The following is a 20,501-nucleotide window of genomic DNA, read 5'->3' as shown; positions in this document are numbered from 1 at the left end:
CTCCACGTTGAGCCTCGTGTCTATAGTGAACGAACGATGGATGTCGAAGGCTTGGGCAGCGTTCAGAGCCTATCTGGACAAATTCAATAGCCAAGCTCTCCAGCGCTCGTAAAAGGAGGATTTGGGTATGATTCCCACTCGCATTACCGGCAGGATCACTCTCGCCGGACTCGTCATGGGGGCCCTCCTCAGCCTTCCGCAGGCTTCTTTTGCCGCTCCTTTATCCGCTTCTGGGACGCCTGGAGCGACGGCAAGCATGGAAGATGAGAACTCGGCCGCCGCAGCCGTAACCGCCAAACTCGACAAGAAACAGTTTCAAAACGTCAAAGCCACCGTAGACAACGGCATCGCCACACTGACCGGCACGGTCGAGATGTATGAATACAAGGCCGATGCGGCCAAGCGCGCCCAGAAAGTGAAGGGAATCGCAGCGGTGCGCAACCAGATCGAGGTTTCGGGACCATCCGTTCCCGACGACCAGCTCAAGGCCAAACTTGTCGAGAAGCTGCAATATGATCGCGTCGGCTATGGCAACGCCTTCAACGCCATATCGGTCGACGTTCAGAACGGCGTGGTGACTCTTGCCGGTCATGCCAGGACTTATGTTGACAGAGATTCCGCGATGGCGCTGGTCAGCATGTACCCCGGCGTCAAGGACGTGAATGAGGAGATCCAGGTCGACCCAGTTTCGCAGATGGACGATCGCATTCGGATGGAAGTGGCGCGGTCTGTCTATGGTTTTCCGAGCCTGAACAAATACGCGATCGACCCGGCGAAGCCGATTCGGATCTCGGTGCAGAACGGCAATGTCGAATTGTACGGAGTTGTCGATACGAAGGCTGACAAGGATGTCGCGTATCTGCGCGCCAACAGCGTTCCAGGGGTCTTCGGCGTGAAGAACTATCTGCAGGTCGCCAACGAGACTCCGGAAGACAACGCAAACAACAAGGTCAAGCAGAACTAAGACACTACCGTTGTGCCGAATCCAGACACATGGCCGAAACGATAAAGCCTTAAGCCCGGATCGAAAAGTCCGGGCTTTTTTACGGTTTGACCGGCAGACTGCGTGTTCTCAAACGATGCACGATTGTAACGGCAGTTATCCCCATTTCACCTATTGAAGCGGCGGAGACCGCCGAAGTGTACAATCAAGCGAACCGAATAAATTCAATTTGTAACGTTATTCCGTAAGAGACCACTAATCGCTAGAAGGAAAATGGCGAGCGTTTTCGCTTAATAAAGAGGAGGCTATTGTGTATCCGAACGAATGGCAGAGTTTCATGCTCATGGTTAAGGAACGAAAATTGCCCAAAGGCTGCAATCTGCACGCGGTGCAGGCGCAGCTTTATCAGTACTATAAGTCGCGCTCCATTACGACTGCGCAATGGGCGGAGTTCGAGGCCGGGATTCATCGGCTGGAACCAAGCTTGCCCTGGCGGTTGAAGTCGGCCACGGAAATTCGAGGATAGAATCCTTCTGGTTGCACGGTTTTCTAGGATTCAGTTCGTCTTCTTTGTAGGTTCCCTTTCACGTTTTTCCTGTAACGGTTTTGGGCTTCCCGCCACTACTCCTTAGCTCAGGCACAGTTGCCTGAGCTAAGGAGGTTCCAATGTGCGTCGCGGAATGGCATAGCTTCGTTCTCGCGTTCAAGGAACGGCGACTGCTCAGGAATTGCAGTCTGGTTACGGTGCAGAAGCAGTTGTACCGGCTCTATCAGGAAAAAACCATCACCCAGGCGCAGTGGTCGGAGTTCGAGTCGGACCTGCATCAGCTCGAGCCCGCCCTCCCGTGGCTCGGGTAGCTCACCGCCTATCTCCAGCGGAAGATCTTCAGCGCGACGGCGAATGGCGCGATTAGCCAGGCCAGCAGAATTGCAACCGGGGTGACAAGTTGGCCTAGGTGCATCCCCTGCAGCATGTTGCCGCGCAGCGCGACGATGGCAGCGGTCAACGGCAAAGCTTGCACGAATGGCTGAATGATCGCCGGAAAGCGGCTCGCCGAAAAGAAAACTCCGGAGAGAATCCACATGGGAAGCATCACCAGGTTCATCAAACCCGATGCGGCTTCCATGGTCTTCGCGCGTGACGCGACAAGCAGGCCCAATGCGGAAAAGGCGAGGGAAGTGAGCACGCAGAGTATGCCCAGCTCCAGAAGCGAGCCGCGCAAAGGCACCCCGAAGACCAGCCGGGCAAAGCCCAGAAAAGCCACGACCTCGATCACCAGCATGATCAAACGCGACAAGATATAAGAGGCGAGGTATTGCCAGCGAGGCATCGGCGAGGCCACCAGTCGTTTTAGGAGCTTCTTCTGGCGCGCTTCGACAATGGCAAAGCCGAGGCCCCAGATCGCCGAGCCCATCAGATTCATCCCCAAGAGGCCGGGAACAACGAAATCGATGTAACGCGCGCCTGTCTCATGGATAAGCTGGTTGCCGGAAGGCAGAGCTTCCTTGCGGCCTGCTGCCGTCTGAATTGCCCGGTCAGCAAGCAGCCGCGCCGTTCGCGCATCAGGATTCGTATCGTCGTACTTGTAGGTGACGCCATCCGGTGTCTTGATTGCCAGCAGCAGAATGTTTCCGGTTGCGAGCGCGTGCGTGCCCTCAGCCTCGTCCATCGTCGTTGCGGCAAGGCCCTTGTCGGCGGCGAGCGATTGCGTGAGCTGCGCGGTCGTCGCGCCCACCTGCAGCACATCCGCCGGACGGTTGCGGAAGGCGATGCCGAGGCCAACGGCTAGCAGAACGGGAAAGACGAAGATCCAGAAGATAGCCTCCGGCTCGCGCAGAAAGAGCCGGAAGCGCGTCATCGTCAGTTGAAACAGGGAGCTGTTTTCAAAACTACTCATCGCGTAGATTCCTCCCTGTCAATCCGACAAAAACATCTTCGAGCGTAGCCGAGTGGGTGCGGAATTCGCTCAGGTGCAGCCCCTGGTCGTTGAGCGCGGCAAAGATGCGCGGCACGGCGACATGCAGCTCAGAAACGGAGAGCTGGTGACGTCCGGCATCGACGCGGTGAGACTGGATGCCTGCGATCGCCAGCAGAGGCGCGATATCCGGCGTCAGGTCAGCGCTCAATGCAAATTCAACGATATGCTCGCCGCCAATCGAAGCGATGAGTTGTTGCGGGGTGCCGAGCGCGATGATCTTGCCATGGTCCATGATGGCCACGCGGTCGCAGAGCCGTTCGGCTTCATCCATATAGTGTGTTGTGAGGATGATCGTGCGCCCGGCCCGCTTCAGGTTGTCGACCAGATCCCATAGATGCCGCCGGGCCTGCGGATCGAGACCCGTGGTCGGCTCATCGAGAAACAGCAGCTCCGGGTCGCCTACCAGAGCGCAGGCCATGGCCAGGCGCTGCTTCTGCCCGCCGGAAAGTCCACCGACTCGCGATTTTCGTTTCTCTTCCAGTTGCGCGGTCTTGATCGATTCGTCGACCGAGATGCCGCGCTTGTAGAAGCTGCGAAACAGGCGCAACGTCTCCTCAACCGTGAGCTTGTCGGGGAACTGCGTCTCCTGAAGCTGGATGCCGATGCGCTGACGCAACTCGTTGGCGTTCGCGCTCCAGCCTAGGCCAAGCAATTCCACAGTGCCGGCATCGGGCGTGGTCAGACCTTCGCAGATCTCGATGGTCGTGGTCTTGCCCGCGCCGTTGGGTCCGAGCAGGCCAAAGCACTCGCCGCGCGCAACCTCAAGGTCGAGGCTATCGACCGCGACCACATCGGCATAGACCTTGCGCAGCCCGCGCAGCAGCAGCGTCGGCCCTGCCGATGTGCCGGAGGCCGGAGCGCTGGCTGGCGTCTTCTGCGTAGGGGTCCTCATCTCGATAGACATGGCCTAAGACTAAGCTGAATCAATTCTTGCGATCAACATTCATCTCTACAGTTGCCGGAATTTCACGCAATTGGCACCATTCATGCCGTGCGTTGGGCAACTTTTTTCTTCGCCTTTTTGACCGGAGGAGCCTCGGCGCTCCGCTGCCAGGCAAGATCGAGCGCCTGCGCCAGTGCGTCCGGCTTGACCGCCCCAAGACGAACACTGGTGCAGCCCTGCAATCCCCACGCGCCTCTGACTGGCACAAACGCCTGAGGATGCAGATCGACGAAATGTCTTTGATCCTGCGGTGAGAGCTTGACCATGCCAAATGAGCTGTCAGGATAGCCAAGCGTGGCGAAGATGCGGCCATGTGCGCGGAAGTCCGGATGTTTCATGTGCGCGGACTCGGTCGCGTCCTTGAGATTGAGGGCTAGTTCGCGGAATTCGTCGGCAGTCATTGGCCTTCCTCCGTGCCGCGCTGGGCGTTGTTTGCGAGTGAATGAGCGACCCACCACTTGTAGCCAAAGGGGTCAAGAATGCCGGCCATGCGGTCGCCATAGGGCTGATCGGCGGGCTCGCGAAGACTGGTTGCTCCTGCTTCGAGCGCCTTGGCGTAGGTCGTGTCGCAGTCGTCGACGTAGACCATCACGCTGACCGGCGACCCTCCGTAGTGTGACGCTGCAAAGGCTTCGATCGCCGGGTTCTCATCCGCCATCATCACGACGGAATCGCCGATCGCGATCTCCGCGTGATGAACACGCCCCTCAGGCGATTGCATGCAGAGTTTTTCCTTCGCCCCGAAGACCTTGGCGAAGAAGGCCATAGCTTCGCGCGTGTTGACAAACATCAGGTAGGGCTGCACGCTGTGATAGCCCTCGGGAACCTTACGGGTCTGGATCATAACACTCTCGGTCATAACGAATGCTCCTTGTACAAGCATTCTTGACCACCGCAGTTGCGAAGGATTGTAAAAAAGTGGCCTTGGTGGAATTTGTTCCCAGAAACCATACGGCAGTCGATGCCAACTCAGGTCAGCGGAACATGATTCAGATGCGGCGTAGCCACGGCGACATACTCACCCGGCGTTAGCCCCGAAAACATCCGGAAGTCATGAATGAAATGCGGCTGATCGTAGTATCCGCAGCGATACGCAACATCAGCCCAATTCTCGACCGACTCGGCGCGCAGCGTTTGCAGAACACGCTGAAAGCGCCTGACGCGCTGAAAGGATTTCGGGGCCAGTCCCGTCTGTTGGCGAAAAAGCTCCATAAACCGGCGGGAGCTGAATCCCACGCGATCGGCAATGTCGCCTACGCGCACATTTTCACCGGATTGACTGGGCCTCGCCAGGCGAGCAATAGCAAACGCGATCGCCGGATGCAACGGCGAGGCGTTTCTGAGCCGCGCCAGCAGCGCTCGTTCGAGGATGGAAAACATCGCTCGGAAATCGCACGCGTTCATCAGCGCATCGCGAATCGACGCAGCCTGACCCGGCCAGATGTCGTCCAGCGAGTAAGTCGCATTGGCAACCTCAGACGCGGGCATGGAGAGGAAGGGAAACGCGCCGCCCGGCCTAAACTGGATGCCGATGACACGCTCCTGCTGGCTGGTTTCGATCACAAAGCAGTCAGTCCGGGCTCCGCAGAAGATAGCCGGGGCGAAGGTTTCGAATCGGGCGTCGTTTTGCGGGTTGAATATCCGGACCGGATTACGAACCGGCTGCTCCTCGCGCAGGTCGAAGACGATACCCGACTCGCCGTTCGGCAGAAGCCGCTCGCGCTGATGGGTACCCTCAAAGCCCTCGGAATACCACATGCAGTCGACGAAGGCCGACAGCGGAGGTGGCGGAGTGTAGCGGCGGTAGAACATGGCTTCCAATCACGCTGCGACTCGCGCATGAGGACGCGAGCGTCTTCCAGTCTACGCCTAAGCTTTTGCTCAGTACATTCGCCGTACTACTCCATCTGCAACAGCGAAGCCATCGTCTCGACACCATCCCAGAGATTCTCAAGCCGCAGGTTCTCGTTCGCCGCGTGCTGATTGTCGTCGTAATTGGCAATTGGGACAGTGATGGTACGCGTTTGCGCCGCCCGCTCCATTGCACCCAGCGGCACACTGCCGCCCATCGTCGGCAGCAGTACGACGTCGCCACGTGCAGCCTCCACGGCATGAATTACTTCCTGCGCAATCGGAAGATCCATCGGTGTGCGAACAGCGTTGTAGCTGGCCGGATCGTGTACAATGCGCGCGACCCTGGGATGGGCCAGCAGTATCTCGCGCGTCGGCTCGCTCGCCACCACGAAATAGCCGCTAGACTGGACGTAATCCACCACGCGCTCCTGTTGCTTCTGCCAGTCGATGCCGACAACAAGTCGCAAATCCAGATCGGCGGTCGCTGTCGGCGGAATGACATTCGCAGCATGTGGGCCCGTCTGTCCGGACGAGATTCCATTGACATTCAGCGACGGCTGGTTGATGAGGTCAAGCAGATGCGCTCCAGAGCCGTCGATGTGACCCAGCCAGAAGGCGTCCATGAGCATGTGGTCGTTGACCGGAGCGCGCTCGAGAGCCTGTTTTTCCAGACTGGATAACGGCGCGATGCCGTCATAGAAGTGCGGAATCAGCACATGTCCTGACTCATCCTTCATGCCAGCCAGCAACTGGGCAAGCATCATCGCCGGATTCGGAGCCCAATTGCCGTAGTGGCCACTGTGCAGACCGTGATGAGGCCCATAAAGCGTGACTTCGAGATGGGCATCGCCGCGCGCGCCGAAAACCACCGTCTGCTTTCCGCTCTGATCCACCGGTCCGTCGCAGACCAGAAAAACATCGCCATGCACAAGGTCCCGATGCGCGGTAAGGATCTCTTCCAGATGCGGCGATCCCGCCTCTTCTTCGCCTTCCCAGACGAAGCGGATATTGGCGCGCAGCGGAATCCCAGCGCCGCGCAGCGCGTCGAGGGCAATAAGCTGCGCGAAGATCGCCGCCTTGTCGTCTCCCGCAGACCGCGCGTAAATTCGTTGGCTTCCGTCGACCTCTCGTAGAACCGGCATAAATGGCGGCGTTACCGTCCACTCCGAGGGAGTCACCGGCTGGCCATCGTAATGGGCATAGAAAACAATGGTGTGTTTAGCGCCCGGAACATCGATCCGTCCATATACGACAGACGGTGCGCCGGGTATCGAAAGCAGTTGAGCGTCCGCACCGCGTTTCTTCAGTTCATCCACCAACAGGTCAGCGTTGCGCTTGAGGCCGGCCGGATCGGCAGCGACATTCGAGATAGCCAGAAAGTCGCTGAACTGTTTTATCAGCTCAGACTGATGACCGGCCGTGTATTGGTGCGCTGCCTGCGCAGGGGTTGGGGCAGCGAGCGTCTGCCGCGGCAACAGGATCGCAGCGAACAGACAGAAAAGAAGGCGTCTTGAAAGCATGGCACCAGTCTACCTTTTTCGTTCGCCTGCTCAGGGGTACGTACCCATTGCCTCAGGCGGCGGTTGCAATTGCGGCGACGCGGGTAATGGCTACAACAGTGATATCGTCGGATTGGCCGAATTGCTTCGCGGCTTCCACGATTGCGGCGGCAGGCTTCGTGGAAATCTCGCGTCCGCGCTCGAATCCGAATAGCTCGCCCTTTTCGCTTTGCGCTTCGATGACACCATCGGAATAGAAGGTGAGCCGGCTGCCTGGGGAGAGTTGAAACTGGAATGTCTCGTAGCTTGCGCCACTCACGACGCCCAAGGGCAACGCGCCGGGCAGCTCTATCTCTTGCCCATCGAGATAGGGTGACAAATGGCCGGCATTGGCGATGGTCACCGCGCCGTCGGCGGTGATTTGGGCGGCGAGCGCCGTCGAGAAACCGCCTCTGGTGCGGCCTATCAGGCGCTCATTCAGCCTGCGCAGGATGATCTGAGGGTCATGCGTGTCTTCGGCCACGGTTCGAATCGACCCCACGAGTACGGAAACGAGCATGGCTGCGGGCAAGCCCTTGCCGGCAACGTCGCCAATAACCAGAAGCAGGCCAAGGTCATCTGTTGGAAGCACTTGGAAGAAATCGCCGCCGACCTGTTGCGCGGGCTGATAGACGCTTTCGACAATGAATCCGGGAATTGCTTCGATCTGCTCTGGCAGTATGACCTGCTGCACCTGGCGGGCTGCCTCCAACTCACCCTCGAACACTGCCTGCTGGCGGCTGGTCTGTGTCGAGCGGAGCACCATGATGACGGTCAGCGAGACGTAGCCAATAGCGGCCGTCACCGAACCTGTGTTCACAATAAATGGCCCGACCGCAAAAGAATTCATCGTTTGTGCTAGATGAGTTCCTGCCGCGTGCCATCTAGGGACAATACCCATCACAATCTCGGCCCCCCAGAGAACATTGCTCACGCACCAGGAAACCACAGGAATCAGTAGGATGCGTGCTCCCCGGTTGCCACATCGCAGATCTGAGATCAGCACAGCGGGGATCACAATAGCGAATATCGCAAAAAAGGGAACATCTATGATCGGTCTGTAATAGGCCGGGAGGATGATGTCGGACAATTCCACCCAGTTCACGAGGACGATACTGATACAGCTCAGGACGATATAAATGCGCAGCCATCCGCGGAGTTTCCGGTGGACAAACGCAAACACCATAAGGGCAGTAAAGAAATTCAAGAGTCCGTCCGAAAGCGGATAAAGATATTGGACCCAAGCAGGTATATTTCTGAGCGATTGGATTATCTCGATGGGAAGATCGAGGCATATAGATCCCCCCTGAAGAGCCAACCAGAGATATTCCTTCTGCTGCCGCTGCGCGGTGAAGAGGGCTAAGGCAACCACGCTCACGCCGATGCCCATGAGCTGAACAAGCCAGCCGAAGGCGTTGGGGTAGATCACGCCAAGCCGGACATGGTCGGTTAGTGCGGTTTCCTCCCCCAGAGAGAGCATTTCCGCGAAGAACGCGACGTCACTCGATTGCCGCCACCATGTTGGCCTCGTGCGTTCGCGGATCGCGATCACAAGGTTTCCGGTTGCGATCTGAGCATCTGGAATTCGCGCCACAAGCCTTGCGCCCTCAGTGTAGCGAACCAGGGGAGCAAACCGGCCAGATTCGAGCAACTTCTGACCGTTCACAAAAAGCTCAAAGGCATCAGCGACATCGAAGGCTTTGACAGCCAATCCGGTCTCGTCGGGCGAAACCTTCACGTGTATGCGCTGCCAGACGATTTCCGGTTGGCTGGAAGGAATGATCATGCGTACCGGTCGTTTGTCGTTGGCGGAGAGCCACTTCGAGTCGTCATAGTTGGGATGCGCGAAGGCGGGGTCATCTCCACCGATGAAGACGCCGGTTGCACCCAGCTCTGCCGGTACGCGCAGATTGGTGGCATCGAAGCTCTGCGCCCTCAAGGGCGGCGACGCAATCGCTAAACCCAGGCACCCTGCGATAGCAAAGAGCCAGCGCCAGCGCTCAGGTATGCGGTTAGGAATGAGAGATTCCGGAGGGTTCAAGCGTCCTCCTCGGAGATTCGTTCCAACCTACCATCGTCGATCCCTCAAGTACACTGAAGAGTGGGCTGATTACGTTTTTATGACTACCCTTTGGGCGAAAACCAGGATCACGCTGGAAATGATCAAGTGGGAGCACTCGATCTTCGCGCTCCCGTTTGCGCTGACCGGCGCACTGCTCGCGGCGCAGGGCCTTCCTTCGATGCGAACCCTCGGCTGGATTCTGGTCGCGATGGTCTCCGCGCGGTCCGCGGCCATGGCTTTCAATCGCTGGGCCGACGCCGCGCTCGACGCCGCTAACCCCCGCACCAGCACCCGGGCCATTCCGGCCGGATTGCTCTCGCGCGGCTTCGTACTCGCCTTCATCCTGACGATGATCGCCGTCTTTGAACTGGCCTGCTGGCAACTCAACACACTGACGCTGGAGCTTTCGCCTATCGTCCTCGCAGTGCTGCTGGGCTACAGCTACATGAAGCGCGTCACCCGCTGGTCGCACATCGTTCTCGGGCTGGCGCTCGGTATCGCGCCGTCTGCCGCCTGGATCGCCGTCCGCGGCTCTTTAGACCTGCGCATCGCCCTGCTCACTGCTATCGTCACCTGCTGGGTCGCGGGCTTCGACATTCTCTATGCCTGCCAGGATATGGAACACGACCGAATTGCGGGCCTGTTCAGTATTCCGCAGGCCCTCGGTCTCGACGCCGCATTCTGGATGGCCCGCATCCTTCATCTAACAGTCGTGGTGCTGCTGGGCTGGTTCGCCATCCTCTTCTATTTCGGCTGGCCAGGCCGTATCGGCATCGCCGCCGTCGCAGTTTTGCTGCTCTATGAGCACAGCCTGGTCTCCCCACGAGATCTGCGCAAGCTCAACGCCGCCTTCTTCACCATGAACGGGGTGATCGCCACGGTCTTTCTGGCGTTTGTAGCCGCCGACCTTTGGTTCAAGCACTAGTGTTTGCGTCTCAGTGGCATTTCTCCAATGCGCATCACCCAAAAGCGGCAAGATCCTTGTCCAGCACTATGATATTTTTCGGATACACGCGTTTTTCCACCCGCGAGGGTCCAGAACAAACCAGAGATTGATCCGCATCCCTTGCAGGAGTGTCCTTTTATCTTGACCAAGATCGCAATCCAGGGAGAACCCGGCTCTTTCAGCCACGAGGCTGCCACCCGGCTGGCTGCCGAGATGGGCGAAGACGCACGCATCATCCCGTTTTCCCTCTCCGCCGAGGCCTTCGCCGCTCTGTCCCGGTGCGACGTCGACTCTGCTGTCATCCCCATTGAGAACTCGCTGGCCGGTTCCGTCACAGAACACTTCGACCTCATGTTGACGCACGATGTCACCATAGTCCGCGAGGCTCTGCTGCGCATCCGCCACAACCTGATCGCGATCTCCGGAGCATCCCTCAACCAGATCGACCGCGTCTTTTCCCACCCCGTTGCCCTGGCGCAGTGCCGGCGCTTTCTGTCCGAACATCCGAAGATGGAGTCGTTCGCCTTTTACGATACGGCGGGAAGCGTAAAGCAACTGGTCGAGCTCCGCGACCGTCACGCTGCGGCGATCGCGAGCGCAGAGGCGGCCAGCTACTACGGCGCTCAGATTCTCGTCTCTGGCGTCGAAGACAATCCGGAAAACTACACCCGCTTCTTTTACCTCCGCCGGCTAGCCGACGCAGTACCGAACCCCCATGCGAACAAGCTAAGCCTCGCGTTTACCGTCGAAAACCGGGTTGGAACATTGGTTGCCGCGCTCTCGGAACTGGCCAAGGAAGGCACAAACCTCACCAAGATCGAGTCCCGCCCAGTCCATGGCCGTCCCTGGGAGTACGTGTTTTACGTCGATTGCCAGCTCCACAGCCCCGCAGACGGCACCCGCGCAATCGAGGCGCTCCGCACCCACTGTTCCATGGTCAAGGAACTTGGGCGCTACGTCGAAGCCGCCCGCTAAGGGCGGCTTCAAGGCTTATGTCTCCAGGCAGTCCGGCTTGTTTAACTCTGAAATTGCCTCAGCCGGAGCGGCGAACCCCGGAAGTAATTAGCGAGCCCTTACACTATCTCCAAATACTTCAGATATTTCCGGCCAATTCCGCCATCCTTCTTTAGATAAAGCAATCGACCAGAGCGCCGATACATCCCTTGACTGCCTCTAGGCGGCCTGCGGAGCTTTTTCCCGTTGGAAGTGGGTCTGCAAGCTGCGAAGCCAGGCCACAGTTCATTCACATGGAACGGGAGGGCGGTGATTTTACGTAACTCCTGATGCGCCAGGAGATTTGAAGCAAGGGAACTGGTATCGAAAATCCCTTTCTGAAACTTTCAAGCTTGTGTAGTGTCTAATAAGGAAAGTTGATACGAGGACGCGCAATGTTCAATCCATCTTCCAATTCCCAGCCCAGTTCCCAGTCCGGACTAGAGCTCACCCAGTCCGCCGCCAAGGCCATTCCCGTATTGCCGGTGCGCGATACGGTGCTTTTTCCCCACGCCGTGCTCCCGTTGACCGTGGGCCGCGAAAGCTCGATTCAGCTGATTGAGTCCTTGGGCGATCAACGGACTATCGTAGTCGTGGCGCAGCGCGACGCCCGTGTGGACTCGCCGCAGCCCGACCAGTTGTACGAGTACGGCACACTCGCCACCGTCCACAAGGTCGTGAAGATGCCGAACCAGAGCCGCTTTGTCTTCACCGAAGGCACCGCTCGCGTGCGCCTCGTCCGTTTCAGCCAGACGGAGCCGTTTCTGATGGCTGAAGTCGAGCCGGTCGCGGACGTGGAGGCGGCCGAGGCTGCCGCATCGTCAGCGGTTGAGGCTCTGCAGCGCAACGTTATCTTCCAGTTCCAGCAGATCGTCAACGCATCGCCGACCCTGTCCGATGAGTTGCAGACCATCGCGGCTAACATCCAGGAGCCCAGTCGCGCCGCGGACTTCATCGCCTCGTCGCTACCGTTCCTCACCACCACCGACAAGCAGACCCTGCTCGAGTCCGCTGACGTCGCCGCGCGTCTGGAGAAGATCAACCAGTTTCTCGCCAAAGAGATCGATGTCCAGCAACTCCGGAACAAGATTCAGACCGAGGTGCAGGATCAGGTACAACAGTCACAAAGGGACTATTACCTCCGGGAACAGTTAAAGGCAATTCAAAAAGAGCTCGGCGAAGTCGATGAAGGACAAAAGGATATCGACGAGCTGCGCAAGAAAATCGAAGAAGTCGGAATGCCCGATGACGTCAAGAAAGAGGCGCTCAAGGAACTGAATCGGCTGGCGCGGATGTCTCCAATGGCATCGGATTCGTCCCTTGTTCGTAACTACGTCGAGTGGCTTGCGTCCCTGCCGTGGGCACGCAGTTCGGGTACGAAAGTCGATCTGGGCAAAGCTGCCGAGATCCTCAATGACGACCACTACGGCCTGAAAAAGGTAAAGGACCGCATCCTCGACTACCTCAGCGTTCTCGAGCTCAAGCCTGATATGAAGGGGCCGATCCTCTGCTTCGTCGGACCTCCCGGAGTCGGCAAAACCTCTTTGGGACGGTCCATCGCTCGGGCGCTCGGGCGGAAGTTCCAGCGCGTTTCGCTCGGCGGCATGCACGACGAGGCCGAGATTCGCGGCCACCGACGCACCTATGTAGGCGCGCTTCCCGGCCAGATCATGCAGAGCATCCGTCGCGCAGACACCAACGACCCGGTGATCATGCTCGATGAACTCGACAAACTCGGCCGCGATTTCCGCGGCGACCCGGCGGCTGCCCTGCTCGAAACGCTCGACCCTGAGCAGAACAACACCTTCCGGGATAACTACCTGGATGTGCCGTTCGACCTGTCCAAAGTGCTTTTTATCTGCACCGCGAACATGCTCGATCCCATTCCGGAGCCGTTGCTCGACCGCATGGAGATCATCTCGCTCCAGGGCTATACCGAGGAGGAAAAGGTCCATATCGCATACAAATACCTGATTCCAAGGCAGATTGCAGGCAACGGCATTCCGGCCGAGGTAATTGAGTTCCCTGAGGAGGCGGTCAAGCACATCGTCCGTCACTACACCCGCGAGGCCGGCGTCCGCAGGCTGGAGCAGGTGCTCGGCACGGTCTGCCGCAAGGTCGCTCGGCGCTACGTCGAAGGAAACAAGGAGAAGCTGGTCATCGACAAAGAGCTTCTGCAGGAGTTCCTCGGTGGCGTTCAGGTTCGCGTCGATATGGAAGTCTTCGAGCGGACGCGCCGGGCTGGCGTAGCGGTCGGTCTTGCCTGGACACCCGCTGGCGGCGATGTCCTCTTCATTGAGGCTAACCGCATGAAGGGCAAGGGCGGGTTCACGATGACCGGCCAGATCGGCGAAGTCATGCAGGAATCCATGCAGGCCGCGCTGACCTGGGTCCGCTCCAACGCCGGAAGCCTCGGCCTGGAAGAGGACTTCACCAACTCCGTCGACCTGCACATTCATGTGCCGGCGGGCGCCATCCCCAAGGATGGTCCGTCCGCAGGCGTCACCATGGTCACGACTCTGGTTTCGCTCATGACGAACACGCCGATCCGGCCCTTTACGGCCATGACCGGCGAAGTGACTCTCAGCGGAAACGTACTGCCGGTCGGCGGGATCAAGGAGAAGTTCCTCGCCGCCCGGCGCGCCGGAGTCCAGCACGTGATTCTGCCTGCGGACAACCGCCAGAACGTCGAAGAGGATCTGACCCCGGCCCAAACCGAGGGCGTCACGATCCACTACGCGAGTCGCGTCGAGGAGGTGCTGGCAGCAGCGTTGCCGCTCCTCCACGCCCGGCCGCAGGATGCTGAGGCCTTGAGCGGCGTGATTGTTGGTCACGTTGCCTGAGCTGAGCTGAAAGGACAGCACAAACGGTCCCCGGTTCCATTTGGAGCCGGGGATCTTTTTTGAAGAAGTTGCCTCGGAGAAGCAAACTTTAGATTTATTCTGTAATGGACTGATAAATAAATGCGTTAGCAGAAAATTGCGAGAGGAATATAGATCGATGCCCACAGGTTTTCCACAAAATAGTCCAAAATGTGGCTGACTGTTCCAAAATGAAAGACGAGCGCTTCAAATTATGATAATTTACATTTAGTTTTGCAGTTTAAGTGATTGATTATAAAGATAAAACTACTAGGGTTTACCTCTTGCTCTCTCTTCATCTCGCGAGATTGGCCAATGTTCGCGCCAGGACCTCGACCCCGCTGGCAATCCATTCCGGACTGGCATATTCGTCGGGCCGATGACTCACGCCACCTCGGCAAGGCGTGAAGATCATCGCCACCGGAGCGAACCGGGCCACGAACAGAGAATCGTGATAAGCCCGGCTGACCATCCGCACGCTGGTCTTTCCGGCGCTGCTCACCGCGTTCTGAACAGCCTCCAGAACAGAGGCGTCGCAGATGGCCGGCGGGTCCGCATTCACGGTTTCAAAGTTGATCTGTACTCCTCGCCTGGCAGCGACCTCTGCCGCAACGGCCTTCCAATTTTCCACGACCCCGTCCCTGCGCGTCCCGTCCGTGTCGCGAATGTCGGATTCGAGCCGCACCAGCGACGGAACCGAATTCACCGCCCCCGGAAAGACCTCGCATACACCGACCGTCGCCACCGTATCGATCACGCCGCTGGATTTTGCCGCGGCCTCAAGAGCCAGAATCAGGTCTGCAGCTGCGGTCAGGGCGTCGTGGCGAATGGGCATAAGCATCGCGCCGGCATGTCCACCTTCGCCCTCGATCGTCACCTTCAACGACGCGGGCGCCGCGATGTGCGTCACGATTCCGAGATCGATCCCTTCGCTTTCCAGGATCGGCCCCTGCTCGATGTGCAGCTCGACAAAAGCATGAAAATGACCCTCTGAAAGCAAAACCGTCTCCAGGTTGCCGGAAAATCCGGCTTGCCCTCGCAGCTCGTCCAGGCTGCGGCTCTCGCTGTCCCGCAGAGTTCGAGCATGGTCCGGCGTCATCACTCCACCCATCATCCGGCTTCCCAGGCAGCCTATGCCGAAGCGGGTCGGCTCCTCGGAGGTGAAGATCACCAGCTCAATCGGTCGGCGGGGCCGAAATCCCGTGCGCTGCAGAGCGCGAATTGCTTCGAGACCGCCGAGCACGCCGACCACTCCGTCATAGGCGCCCGCATTGGGAATGGCATCGATATGCGAACCGGTCGCGACGGCCGCCAGCTTCGGATCAGCGCCCTGCCATCGGACAAATGTGTTGCCGACGGCGTCTTCGCGGATCGACAAACCCACTACGCGACACAAGTCTTTCATGTACGCCCGAGCCCGCAGGTCCGCTTTGCTGAATACGATGCGGGTCACGACCGGCGGCTCGGCCTCGGAAATGCGCGCAAGCTTCGCCAGCTCTGCCATCAATCTGTCGATTTCGACGAGCGGTGCCACTTCGGCCATGTTCTCTCACCCAGATTTCTATTTACGTAGCCAGCGGATGCCTGTACCAATCCTTATAAATCAGATACTTCGCCGGAGTCTTCCCAATCGCCCCAAACCACTGCGGGCAATACGGAGCCATCCAGATAAAGTCGCCCGCCGTTACCGGATACCAACTGTCCCCAAGGCGATAGATTCCGCCGCCTTCGAGCATAAACAGCCCATGCTCCATGACGTGAATCTCGACCATCGCCAGCGCTGCGCCGGGGTCATAGGTCATCGTGTTCACAGCAAAATCCCAACCGGGTCCGTCCGGCATCAAATGCCGAACCTGCAGACCTTCATCGCCGCCTAGCGCTTCGGGTGCAACTTGCGCTTCGTCGCCGATGACTACCTCCGGCTGGTTGGCTTGCGCGCCTGTTCCGAAGATGCTTTCGGCCAGGAGCGTGTAGCGCTTCTCGATCACAACCGCACGCGAGACCTCCCGTGCGCGAATCTGGTGGGCCCCATCCGCAGGAATGTAGGCGAAGCCCCCGGGAGTCAGTGCGCCGCTTGTTCTTCCTCCCAGGACTTCCAGATCGACGAGCCCGTCCAGCACGTATACGAACCGCTGCACTCCCGGTCCGGCTGGGGCGAGCGATCCATTCCGGGCGAATTCGGCAGTCATCTGCGTAAAAGCGGTGCCGAGACGCGATCCGGTGTGCACCACGAATTCCACGCCGTTCGCGCCCGGGAGCGGTGTGCGAATGAAAGTGTCCGGAGTCTGCAGGAGATGATCCGCCTTCAGGCTGCTTCGGGTATTTCCCAATCCATGCGGCACGGAATCCTCTTTCACTTCTGTCTGTAAGCAACAGATGTCAATGTGGTTAATGCGTGTGAATAGTCGCTAGCCGACGCAGGAAGACGTCACCGACGATCAGGGCTGTTTCTACGTCTTCTTCGCGAACCGCTTCCGCCGGATGGTGACTGATGCCGCCGGGGCTGCGCAAAAAAAGCATCGCAGTCGGAACACGTGTTGCCATCACCATAGCATCATGGCCTGCACCGCTCGGCATCTGCCGTACCGGGAAGTCGGCGGCTTCCAGAGCTTCCGTCAGGTACGCCGTCAACTGCTCATCCATCGGAACGGCTGGCTGCTCCATCTGCCGCTTTGCCTCGCACCTCAATCCGCGTCTGGCTGCGATGGCTGCTGCCAGATCGAGCAGCCTTGCGACGGTCGCCTCCCGAACAGAGTCCCGCGTGCTCCTCACATCCAGGCTTACTCGAACACTCCCGGCAATGACGTTTCCCGCATTTGGTTCCGCGACAATCTTGCCGACCGTCGCGATGATTTCATCCCGGCCGCTGTTGTGCTCCTTCGCCGCCGCTTCCACGGCGCATATCCATTCCGCCGCTGCCGTCAGCGCATCCCGGCGGTGCGCCATCGGAGTCGTCCCGGCATGATTGGCCTGTCCCAGGAAGCACACCTCGCAGCGGGTTTGCCCGACAATGCCCGTTACCACTGCGAGTTGCAACCCTTCCGCTTCGAGCACCGGCCCCTGCTCGATGTGAATCTCAAAAAAGCCGGTAGCGGCGTCGCTTAAGAGCGCCGCGTCTATTTCTCCCGGATCAAGCCCGAAGTTCCGGATCGATTCCGTCACCGACACTCCTGCGGAATCACGCAGATCCAGTAACGCGGGGTCAAACCGCCCAGCCACAGCGCGGCTCCCAAGAAAAGGAACGCCGAATCGAACGCCCTCTTCTTCTGAAAAGGCGATGACCTCGATCGCGAGGGGCAGAGAACGGACGCGCGCCATCTCCACAAGTTCAAGCGCCAGCACCACGCCGAGAACGCCATCGAAAGCTCCAGCATCGGGAACCGTGTCGATGTGCGAACCGAGTACGAACCGCTTCGATGTACCGGAAGCTGGTTGCCACAGTCCACGCAGATTTCCCACCGCATCAACCCTTACCGACATCCCAAGCGCGGCCATGCGAGCACGCAGATGCGCGTGAACCTTGGTGACGGGTGGCGTCAGAAACCGGCGCGTCGTCCGTCCCGCCTCTTCGCTCATGGTGGCGATCAGGCGACACTCGGCAATCGCCGCCGCGGCTCTGGTCTTTGTATCTGTCGCAGTTGGTTCCGTCATGGCGTCCGCCGAATCTCTTGTCCCCGCGCCTTTGGATCGAGAACGGAGTCTTGGCTTCGCCCCCAGTAAATGCATTCTCCGCGCAGGTAGGTTTCAAGCACCTTGCCGCGCAGAGAAGCTCCGAGGTAAGGCGAAAGCTTGTGCCGGAATCGCAAGTCCTCTTCCGTCACCGTCCACTCTGCCTCCGAGTCCAGCACGGCGAAGTCGGCGTCGTAACCGGGAGCCAGCGCTCCCTTGCGGCCAGTTAGCCCAGCCAGCCGGGCCGGTCCTTCGGCCATCCATTTGGCAAGCAGTTCCAGACCGCCTCCGCGTTGCCGCAATCCAGTCCAGACCACGGGCAAAGCCAGTCCCAGGCTTGCAATTCCACCCCAGGCCTGATCGAAGCGCCCCGAATCGCGGTTCTTCATCTCAGGCGGGCATGGTGAGTGGTCCGTTGCAACCATATCAATGACGCCGTCGCGGAGCGCCTGCCAAAGCGCCTCGCGATTGTCCGCATTGCGGATCGGCGGAGCGCACTTGAACTCCGTAGCCCCATCCGGAATCTCTTCCGCGGCAAACCAGAGGTATTGCGGACAGGTTTCGACCGTAATCTTGAGTCCGGCAGCCCGGGCTTGTTGAATTGCCGGAAGCGCTTTGGCCGTTGCAAGGTGGACAATGTGCAGCCGGGCGTCAAAGACATCCGCCAAACCAATCAGAAGCTCAATCGCTTCGATCTCCGCTTCGTCGGGCCGGGATGCGAGATAGGTGGCGTAGCTCCGCCAGTCAGCCGAACTCGACGAGTTGATCAGCGCCGTCGCGCGGTCTATCGGGCCAGCCAGCTCCGCGTGAACCAGCAGCGGCAATCCAGAGACTCGGAGCATCGCCAGCGCCTTGCGCAACTGAGCCTCGTCGACCCATGCAAAGCCGTCGATTCCGGAATGTACAAGGAAGCACTTGAAGCCCGGAACACCGGCCTCAATCAGCCACGGAATCTCAGCCTCGTTGCCGCCCCCACCATGATTCCCAACGACACCACCCCAGCTCATCCAATCCACCCAGGCATGGCTCACGCCTTCGCTGGCTCCGGTCACTGAACCGCTTTCGTTCTCATGCACAGCTGCCCGCTTGGCCTCCAGCGCTGCCACCGAGATCGTCTCCGGCTTGCAGTTCAGCGGCATATCGACCAGCGTCGTAACGCCGCCTGCCGCCGCGGCCTGGGTCGCGGTCCTGAATCCTTCCCAGTGAGTTCGCCCCGGTTCATTGATATGCACATGCGTGTCGACCAGACCGGGGAGCAGTACATGGTCTCCATAATCGCGTAGATGCGCAGCCACCGGCACCTCGTTCCATTCCGCTACATCCACAATCCGGTCGGCTTTCACCACCACAGTTGCCGGGCGCAAGCCATCCGCTGTCGCCACCCGCCGCGAGCGAAAGGCCCACGTCAGTGTTGTCTTCCAGCTTTCTCCTGAACCTTGTGCCATACTGTCGATATTCCCTGAGAATCAAGTGTATCGGAGGTCTGGAGCTCGATGTCGCGTCAACCCAACCCCGCCTTTTTACGCCGCGCCATTGAGCTTGCTACCCAGAACGTGCTTGAGGGCGCCGGTGGACCATTCGCCGCGCTGATTGTTCGCGACGGAGAAGTAATCGCCGAGGCCGCCAACTCCGTCACCACGACGAATGACCCCACAGCCCACGGCGAAGTCAACGCCATCCGCAAAGCCTGCACACAACTGGGAACGTTCTCACTGACCGGCTGCGAAATCTACACCAGCTGCGAACCATGCCCGATGTGCCTCGCGGCCATCTACTGGGCGCGTCTGGAGGCAATCTACTTCGGCAGTAATCAGCAGGACGCAGCCAAGGCGGGTTTCGATGACGCATTTCTGTATGAAGAGTTCCGCAAGAGCGCCGGGCAACGCAATATTCCGTCCGTTCAGCTCCTCCAGTCCGAGGCATGGGAGCCCTTTGCAACCTGGATCACAGCCCCGATAAAGGTGAATTACTGATATATGCGGTGAGGGCCTTGATTTTCGCGGATGGTTATTCTTAGATTTTCGTGCATTGGCAGGAATTGCCAATTTTTGTCAATGAAATTACACTGCTGGAGAGGAGCATTCCATGCAAACCATGAATATCTCTCTTCCCGATCCAATGAAACAGTTTGTTGAAGAGCAGGTTTCTGCCGGAGCGTATTCGAGCGCAAGTGAATATATTCGCGAACTGGTGCGCGCCGACCAGAAACGTCACGCGAAAGAGCAACTGGAGCAAACCTTGCTGGATGCGCTCAACTCAGGTGAGGCCATGGAAGCGACCCCGGAGTGGTGGGCAACCCTGCGAAACGAAATAAGAGAGCGGTCGAGTTCCCGTAAGACCTCCGCCAAAATGGTAGTTCAGTCGGCTAAGGCTTCGTAGCTTGCCAAGCGTCCTCATTCTTCCCCGAGCCCGTCGGGATCTGATCGATTGCACTGCCTACCTGGAGAATGAGGCAGGGATTGGGCTGGCTGACCAATTTGTTACGGCTGCCCGCGAAACCTTCGAAGCATTGGCGCATGCCGAGAATGGGTCTGCGCTGCGGTTTTCGCAGACTATCTTTGCGTCGGATTCGCCGCTGGCCACTGAAAGGCTTCGAAAATTGGCTTATTTTCTACCAACCCAAACACCAGGGTATTGAGGTCGTGCGAGTTATCCACGGCTCCCGCGACATCGAGGCACTACTTGACTGAGAGACCAACTAAAACTTTCGATG

General features: G+C 58.9%; 20 protein-coding genes. 9 read left to right on the top strand and 11 right to left on the bottom strand.

All coding sequences use genetic code 11. The annotated features are described in order from the left end of the window. Positions 1-127: 127 nt before the first annotated feature. From OHL23_RS14470 to OHL23_RS14460, 3 genes are all read left to right on the top strand, one after another. Entirely contained in the window at positions 128-964 is an 837-nt protein-coding gene (locus OHL23_RS14470; RefSeq protein ID WP_263352620.1) for a BON domain-containing protein, read from the top strand. Positions 965-1,253: 289 nt separating this feature from the next. Next, positions 1,254-1,469, top strand: a complete 216-nt coding sequence (locus tag OHL23_RS14465; RefSeq protein ID WP_263352619.1) for a hypothetical protein — start codon at positions 1,254-1,256, stop codon at positions 1,467-1,469. 140 nt (positions 1,470-1,609) lie between these two features. After that, complete coding sequence (locus OHL23_RS14460; protein WP_263352618.1) at positions 1,610-1,801, top strand: hypothetical protein; 192 nt, start codon at positions 1,610-1,612, stop codon at positions 1,799-1,801. Between the two features lie 8 nt (positions 1,802-1,809). Here OHL23_RS14460 and OHL23_RS14455 read toward each other — a convergent pair whose 3' ends face one another. The 7 genes from OHL23_RS14455 to OHL23_RS14425 form a co-directional block, all read right to left on the bottom strand. After that, positions 1,810-2,841, bottom strand: a complete 1,032-nt coding sequence (locus OHL23_RS14455) for an ABC transporter permease (RefSeq protein ID WP_263352617.1) — start codon at positions 2,839-2,841, stop codon at positions 1,810-1,812. Further along, a complete protein-coding gene (locus OHL23_RS14450) occupies positions 2,834-3,814 on the bottom strand; it encodes an ABC transporter ATP-binding protein (RefSeq protein ID WP_263352616.1) in 981 nt (326 codons plus the stop codon). Before OHL23_RS14450 ends, OHL23_RS14455 begins: the two co-directional genes overlap by 8 nt. Positions 3,815-3,906: 92 nt before the next feature. Further along, positions 3,907-4,266: an MmcQ/YjbR family DNA-binding protein gene (locus OHL23_RS14445; RefSeq protein WP_263352615.1), complete on the bottom strand. Its 360-nt coding sequence runs from the start codon at positions 4,264-4,266 to the stop codon at positions 3,907-3,909. After that, on the bottom strand, positions 4,263-4,724 hold the full coding sequence (locus tag OHL23_RS14440; RefSeq protein ID WP_263352614.1) for a VOC family protein: 462 nt from the start codon (positions 4,722-4,724) through the stop codon (positions 4,263-4,265). Before OHL23_RS14440 ends, OHL23_RS14445 begins: the two co-directional genes overlap by 4 nt. Before the next feature lie 110 nt (positions 4,725-4,834). Next, positions 4,835-5,677 (bottom strand): helix-turn-helix domain-containing protein, encoded by an 843-nt coding sequence (locus OHL23_RS14435; protein WP_263352613.1) that lies wholly within the window; start codon positions 5,675-5,677, stop codon positions 4,835-4,837. 86 nt (positions 5,678-5,763) lie between these two features. Next, on the bottom strand, positions 5,764-7,239 hold the full coding sequence (locus OHL23_RS14430; RefSeq protein WP_263352612.1) for a M20/M25/M40 family metallo-hydrolase: 1,476 nt from the start codon (positions 7,237-7,239) through the stop codon (positions 5,764-5,766). A gap of 52 nt (positions 7,240-7,291) precedes the next feature. Beyond that, positions 7,292-9,298 carry a PP2C family protein-serine/threonine phosphatase gene (locus OHL23_RS14425; protein WP_263352611.1) on the bottom strand — a complete coding sequence of 669 codons (2,007 nt, stop codon included), beginning with the start codon at positions 9,296-9,298 and terminating at the stop codon, positions 7,292-7,294. 79 nt (positions 9,299-9,377) lie between these two features. Between OHL23_RS14425 and OHL23_RS14420 the strand changes: the two genes are divergently transcribed. The 3 genes from OHL23_RS14420 to lon all read left to right on the top strand — a co-directional run bounded on the left by OHL23_RS14420 (position 9,378) and on the right by lon (position 14,101). Continuing rightward, positions 9,378-10,244 carry a UbiA-like polyprenyltransferase gene (locus OHL23_RS14420; protein WP_263352610.1) on the top strand — a complete coding sequence of 289 codons (867 nt, stop codon included), beginning with the start codon at positions 9,378-9,380 and terminating at the stop codon, positions 10,242-10,244. Positions 10,245-10,406: 162 nt separating this feature from the next. Further along, positions 10,407-11,240 (top strand): prephenate dehydratase, encoded by an 834-nt coding sequence (gene pheA / locus OHL23_RS14415; RefSeq protein WP_263352609.1) that lies wholly within the window; start codon positions 10,407-10,409, stop codon positions 11,238-11,240. A gap of 413 nt (positions 11,241-11,653) precedes the next feature. Then, a complete protein-coding gene (gene lon / locus OHL23_RS14410; protein WP_263352608.1) occupies positions 11,654-14,101 on the top strand; it encodes an endopeptidase La in 2,448 nt (815 codons plus the stop codon). Positions 14,102-14,414: 313 nt separating this feature from the next. On the opposite strand, the gene OHL23_RS14405 is transcribed toward lon, so the two are convergent. From OHL23_RS14405 to allB, 4 genes are read right to left on the bottom strand one after another with little or no spacing between them, the layout of a single operon-like run. After that, entirely contained in the window at positions 14,415-15,662 is a 1,248-nt protein-coding gene (locus tag OHL23_RS14405; protein WP_263352607.1) for a M20 family metallo-hydrolase, read from the bottom strand. Positions 15,663-15,684: 22 nt separating this feature from the next. Continuing rightward, complete coding sequence (gene allE / locus OHL23_RS14400) at positions 15,685-16,461, bottom strand: (S)-ureidoglycine aminohydrolase (RefSeq protein ID WP_263352606.1); 777 nt, start codon at positions 16,459-16,461, stop codon at positions 15,685-15,687. 46 nt (positions 16,462-16,507) lie between these two features. Then, positions 16,508-17,770 carry an allantoate amidohydrolase gene (locus OHL23_RS14395; RefSeq protein ID WP_263352605.1) on the bottom strand — a complete coding sequence of 421 codons (1,263 nt, stop codon included), beginning with the start codon at positions 17,768-17,770 and terminating at the stop codon, positions 16,508-16,510. After that, on the bottom strand, positions 17,767-19,233 hold the full coding sequence (gene allB, locus OHL23_RS14390; protein WP_263352604.1) for an allantoinase AllB: 1,467 nt from the start codon (positions 19,231-19,233) through the stop codon (positions 17,767-17,769). Before allB ends, OHL23_RS14395 begins: the two co-directional genes overlap by 4 nt. Before the next feature lie 48 nt (positions 19,234-19,281). Here allB and OHL23_RS14385 point away from each other — a divergent pair, with 48 nt between their 5' ends. From OHL23_RS14385 to OHL23_RS28855, 3 genes are all read left to right on the top strand, one after another. Next, positions 19,282-19,761 carry a nucleoside deaminase gene (locus OHL23_RS14385; protein ID WP_263352603.1) on the top strand — a complete coding sequence of 160 codons (480 nt, stop codon included), beginning with the start codon at positions 19,282-19,284 and terminating at the stop codon, positions 19,759-19,761. Between the two features lie 112 nt (positions 19,762-19,873). Further along, on the top strand, positions 19,874-20,167 hold the full coding sequence (locus OHL23_RS14380) for a type II toxin-antitoxin system ParD family antitoxin (protein WP_263352602.1): 294 nt from the start codon (positions 19,874-19,876) through the stop codon (positions 20,165-20,167). A 68-nt stretch (positions 20,168-20,235) separates the two neighbouring features. After that, positions 20,236-20,478 (top strand): type II toxin-antitoxin system RelE/ParE family toxin, encoded by a 243-nt coding sequence (locus OHL23_RS28855; protein WP_396127361.1) that lies wholly within the window; start codon positions 20,236-20,238, stop codon positions 20,476-20,478. The last annotated feature ends 23 nt before the right edge of the window (positions 20,479-20,501 follow it).

It is taken from the genome of Acidicapsa acidisoli (genome assembly GCF_025685625.1).
GTDB lineage: Bacteria > Acidobacteriota > Terriglobia > Terriglobales > Acidobacteriaceae > Acidicapsa > Acidicapsa acidisoli.
This window is presented reverse-complemented; position numbering and strand designations above follow the sequence as displayed.